This is a genomic window from Nonomuraea mesophila, from assembly GCF_004352805.1.
GTDB lineage: Bacteria > Actinomycetota > Actinomycetes > Streptosporangiales > Streptosporangiaceae > Nonomuraea > Nonomuraea longispora.
In genome coordinates this window covers 1-1326 of the sequence record NZ_SMLD01000378.1, presented here as the reverse complement: position 1 = coordinate 1326, position 1326 = coordinate 1, and the positions used below count along the sequence as shown (strand labels likewise).

Below are 1326 nucleotides of genomic sequence, written 5' to 3'. Positions count from 1 at the left end.
CGGCGTCAGGTGAGGTAGCGCAGCCACAGGTACGGCGCGGTCAGCGTGATGGTCACCACGGTGACGACCAGACCGTACTTGGTGAACTGCCAGAAACTGATCGGGGTGCCGTTGCGGGCGGCGATGCCGAGGATGACCACGTTGGCCGCCGCGCCCACAGCGGTGGCGTTGCCGCCCAGGTCGGCGCCGAAGGCCAGCGCCCACCACAACACCTGAGCCTGCTCATGACCGCCGCCCGCCTCGACCAGCTCGGCCACGATGGGACTCATGGTGGCCACGTACGGGATGTTGTCCACGATGGCCGACAACCCCGCCGACGCCCACAACAGGCCCATCGCGGTCAGCTCGGGCCGGCCCGCGGTGGCCGCCGTGGCCGCCTGCGAGACCTGACCGATCACCCCGGTCTCCACCAGCGCCCCCACCATCACGAACAACCCGGCGAAGAACACCAGCGTCGGCCACTCCACCTCCTCCAGCGCATCACCGGTGGTGACCTTCGTCGCCGCCACCAGCACCCCCGCCCCGAGAATGGCCACCACCGACGGCTCGTAGTGCAACACCGGATGCAGCACGAACCCCACCATGACCAGCGCCAGCACACTCAGGCTCTGCCACAGCAGCCGCGGATCAGCGATCGCCTCCCGCTCGTCCAGCACCATGATCTCCGCCGCGCGGTCCGGGTCGTAGCGGAAAGACCTGCGGAACAACACCCGGCACAACCCGACGAACACCACCATCAACACCACCACCAGCGGAGCCATGTGCACCAGGAAGTCGTTGAAGGTCAGCCCCGCCCGGCTGGCGATGATGATGTTCGGCGGATCACCGACCAAGGTCGCCGCGCCGCCGATGTTGGAGGCCAAAGCCTCGGCGATCAAAAACGGCGCCGCGTTCAACGCCAGCCGTTCACACACCAAAAACGTCACCGGAGCGATCAGCAGCACCGTGGTGACGTTGTCCAGCAACGCCGAAGCCGCGGCGGTGATGACCACCAGCAACACCATCAACCGGTACGGACGCCCCTTAGCCCGCTTGGCCGCCCAGATCGCCAGAAATTCGAAGATGCCGGTCTGTTTCAGCACCCCGACGATGACCATCATGCCCAGCAACAGGAAGATGACGTTCCAGTCGATGCCGGTGTGCTCGTCGAAGAACGCCGCACCGGCGTCGGTGGCATGGATCAGCAACATGAGCCCGGCACCGCCGAGCGCCGCCGCCACCCGGTGGATCTTCTCCGTGGCGATCAGCGCGTAGGCGCACAGGAAGACCGCCACCGCCAGCCATGCGGTCACGCTCACGCGGCCACCGCCCGGTCCAGCAGCGCCT

Annotated in this window: 1 protein-coding gene; it reads right to left on the bottom strand. The window is 67.2% G+C overall.

All coding sequences use genetic code 11. The annotated features are described in order from the left end of the window. Nucleotides 1-5 precede the first annotated feature (5 nt). Nucleotides 6-1326: ArsB/NhaD family transporter (locus tag E1295_RS48130; protein ID WP_342775981.1), on the bottom strand; the 1321-nt coding region annotated here is incomplete at its 5' end.